General features: G+C 43.7%; 4 protein-coding genes. 3 read left to right on the top strand and 1 reads right to left on the bottom strand.

The window, feature by feature from the left end; genetic code table 11:
* Positions 1-305: 305 nt before the first annotated feature.
* Positions 306-1,178 (bottom strand): PEP-CTERM sorting domain-containing protein, encoded by an 873-nt coding sequence (locus IM477_RS03315; RefSeq protein WP_287730522.1) that lies wholly within the window; start codon positions 1,176-1,178, stop codon positions 306-308.
* Between the two features lie 246 nt (positions 1,179-1,424).
* On the opposite strand from IM477_RS03315, the gene IM477_RS03310 reads away from it, so the two are divergent.
* The 3 genes from IM477_RS03310 (at position 1,425) to IM477_RS22880 (ending at position 2,485) form a co-directional block, all read left to right on the top strand.
* The gene (locus tag IM477_RS03310) at positions 1,425-1,739 is read left to right on the top strand and encodes a type II toxin-antitoxin system Phd/YefM family antitoxin (RefSeq protein ID WP_287730521.1); all 315 of its coding nucleotides are present in this window, start codon (positions 1,425-1,427) and stop codon (positions 1,737-1,739) included.
* On the top strand, positions 1,708-1,980 hold the full coding sequence (locus tag IM477_RS03305; RefSeq protein ID WP_002763656.1) for a Txe/YoeB family addiction module toxin: 273 nt from the start codon (positions 1,708-1,710) through the stop codon (positions 1,978-1,980). The genes IM477_RS03310 and IM477_RS03305 overlap by 32 nt, the downstream gene beginning before the upstream one ends.
* A 292-nt stretch (positions 1,981-2,272) precedes the next feature.
* The gene (locus IM477_RS22880; RefSeq protein ID WP_353845526.1) at positions 2,273-2,485 is read left to right on the top strand and encodes a RelB antitoxin-like protein; all 213 of its coding nucleotides are present in this window, start codon (positions 2,273-2,275) and stop codon (positions 2,483-2,485) included.
* Positions 2,486-2,686 lie beyond the last annotated feature (201 nt).

The raw sequence follows: 2,686 nt of genomic DNA, 5'->3' as shown, positions 1-2,686 counted from the left end.
GGTAAAATCGAAACGAATAGGCTTTTTCCATGTCTCACATTCTAGCATATATTTCGTAAACGATGCTCATATTTAACAGTAAAGCCAACCTAGAACGACGGGGTTTCAGACCCAAAATTTTCGATGATCAGTTGTTTTGACCCTGGCGATAATTTTGCCCTGTTTCTCAGCTTACCATACTCATTCCAGAAAACGGGTTTCTTTGAGAAACCCGTTTTCTATGGCAATTATAGTCATTTCAATTAAGATTGAGAATATCAATGCCAGAGTTCATAAGGGTTTAACCGGTCTAGAGTGTATCAGACTTATCTGAAATGACTATAAGCCTTATCGCTGTCTGGCTTTGGCTTTAACTGGCGTTTAACCAATGCACCCAAGCCTAACAGTCCCAATCCTAGAACGGCACTAGGTTCGGGAACTTTCTGTCCTGTTACGGTTAAGGGAAAAGAAACCCCTTGAGCCGGATTACCACTGCTGATGGTAATCCAGCTACCTGAAACCAACTGCCGTGCATTTCCATTTACAGTTACGGGATTTCCTCCTGAAGTTGTCATTAGAAAAGGAGTAAAAGCAGTTGTACCTCCTGTGGGTGACAGCCCCGTTAGTTGGTAGTCTGCCCAGTAAGTGCCTGGCGCAAGAGTAAGACCAGAACCACTGAAATTGGCGGCAATGTTCATCACTGGGCGTTGGGCATTGTTTAACACGCCATTGAAAGTGCGGTAAACGCCAGTCCAGTTAGTAGATAGTAGATTTGTGGACGAACCCAGGATATTACTTCCAGCAAGACCGGGGGCATTGTCCCAAATATTAACTGAGATGCCAGCAAAAGGTGAAGCAGGGGGAAACCCATAAGTTGATGTCATGTAACCCATCACCGATACCTTATCGATCGCCCACAGTCCTGCATCAGAAATGGTAAAGCTTTGTGCCAAGCGCGTTACAGTCGCCCCCGCTGAAGTCACAGTAGCAGAGGCTTGACTGACATCTGAGCCGTTGAATCCTGCGCCTGGGTTGGTGACGATATTTGTCTGGCTAAATAGAGTAGTTGCCTGTGCGGGCAAGCTAACTACCGTTCCGACGGTGACAGCAGTTGCCATCCCGATTGTTGTACCGAGAAAATCTGAGACAGGCTTTAAGGAACAGGAGCGGCTTAAGAATGAGCTTTTTTGAGTAGCCATCGGTTTATTCGGGTAAATTATGCGAAAAAGCTTATCACCCCCCCCCCCGATTTTGTCAAGTATCGCTGTTTTAATCGATTATATAGTGTTTTATCTCTGTTTTTCGTCAAATCTTCTGGGTTGAGGGGGAGTGAGGAGCGATCGCCCCCTATTCCAGAAACAGGGTTTCTTCAAGAAACCCGTTTTCTAAGCTGTTTTGTATTTATGAAATAAGCTAAAATCGAATCAACTCGTTGCCCTCGCCTTATGTTTTCTATCCAAACTACCTACACTCAAGCTCAAGAAAATTTAGCGAGCCTTCTGGATCGACTGGAAAGCGAGAATAGTATGGCGATTATTACTCGCCCCGGTCATAAAGATATGGCACTATTAAGCGCAGAGGAATTAACTGCCCTATTAGAAACTGTTTATCTTTTGCGATCGCCTGCGAATGCTCGAAAGTTATTGGCAGCACTTGAACGTTCAATGGAGAGGGACGTTAAAACAATACCGGGACAGACAGTTACAGAACTTTGTCAGGAGTTAGGAATTGAACGCCAAGAGTCGGGCAATTGTCTTTGACAGCCAATTTCGAGAAGATTTAAGATGGTGGTATAAAACAGATAAAAAAATCGCCTTTCGCCTACTCGATCTTGTAGAATCTGTCACTGCCGATCCCTTTACTGGAATAGGCAAACCAGAACCCATAAAGTATCTTGAAGCTAATACCTGGTCACGCCGAATTACCACAGAACACCGTCTAGTCTATCGAGTCAAAGATGACCGCATCGAGTTTTTAGCAGCGCGATATCACTATACTTAAACAGATGATGAAGGAAACAATTACGATTACCCTAACCCCTGAACTGAAGACAATTTTAGATGATTTTGTGCAAGCAGCAGGAATTTCTCCTAACGAGTTAGTGTGCCAAGCGATTGCCGATTATTTATTCATTCATAAATCTCGGTCTCTAGGTTCTTCATTAATGAAAAAATCCCCTGAGAGGTACTTTCAAATTCAAGTAATTCAAGAACAGGGACAGGAATTAGAAGAAGCCTACAGACAAGCTGCCGCCGAATTAGATGCTGATTGGGATGTGGTAGTGGCGGATGGGTTGACAGAAGAATACATAACTGACCAAAACGGACAAACCAAAGCCGTTGTCATTCCGATTGAACTATGGAGACAAGTATTTCCCCAAGAAGATATGTCTTGTGAAGAGTTCACCGAAGCAATAGAAGACTACTGCCTTAACCAAGCGATGGATGAGGCACAGCAGAGTCCACTATTAGCTATCGAAGAGGCACTGGCTTATTTAGAGGAATAGATTTACCTTGAAGGTTCAATATCGAAAAAGATTTCTCAAAGATTTGAAGGCATTGAAAAACCAGCCTGTTTTTGACATCCTCGCCGCCCTAAAAGTGCGGCGATTCCTAAACCTCACGATTTAAGTTTCTGCTTCAACCACCGTTGCATACCACGGTTAAAAAACCATGTACTGTCTTACACAAAGTCCACAGACTTTCGC

Source organism: Microcystis sp. M090S1 (assembly GCF_020246295.1).
GTDB lineage: Bacteria > Cyanobacteriota > Cyanobacteriia > Cyanobacteriales > Microcystaceae > Microcystis > Microcystis aeruginosa.
The sequence above is the reverse complement of the archived record's forward strand: the minus strand, read 5'-3'. Positions and strand labels throughout refer to the sequence as shown.